1 pseudogene is annotated in these 360 nt (G+C 49.7%); it reads left to right on the forward strand.

Going from position 1 to position 360, the window contains the following annotated elements:
• Positions 1 to 360, forward strand: a pseudogene (locus AB4512_RS23955) (cupin domain-containing protein); the annotation flags it as partial.

Below are 360 nucleotides of genomic sequence, written 5' to 3' on the forward strand. Positions count from 1 at the left end.
CTCGATACGTACCGGTGTTTTCTATTCTGGCAATTTGTGCGGAGTGTCGTCATTTAAGCCGCAACAGGGTAAAGAAGGGCATCTTCATGTATTGAGCGCGGGTGAGTTGACCTTGTCTAGCGCGCTCACGGAGTACAGGCAACTGTCACAGCCCTGCATTGTTTACCTTCCAAATAGCACACCACATGTGATGAAGGTGTGGGAGAAGGTGCTGAGGTCGTGTGTGCGAATGTCGAATATCGTTCAGGGCAGATGAATCCTTTATTGTCTGCTCTGCCTGACGTGATAGTGATTCCGTTTGCGGATGCACCTAACTTAATGCCAGTGATAGAGGTGCTATTTCGAGAGTCGGGGCAAGCA

Origin of the sequence: Vibrio sp. 10N.222.52.B7 (genome assembly GCF_041474275.1) — a bacterium.
GTDB classification, from domain to species: domain Bacteria; phylum Pseudomonadota; class Gammaproteobacteria; order Enterobacterales; family Vibrionaceae; genus Vibrio; species Vibrio crassostreae_C.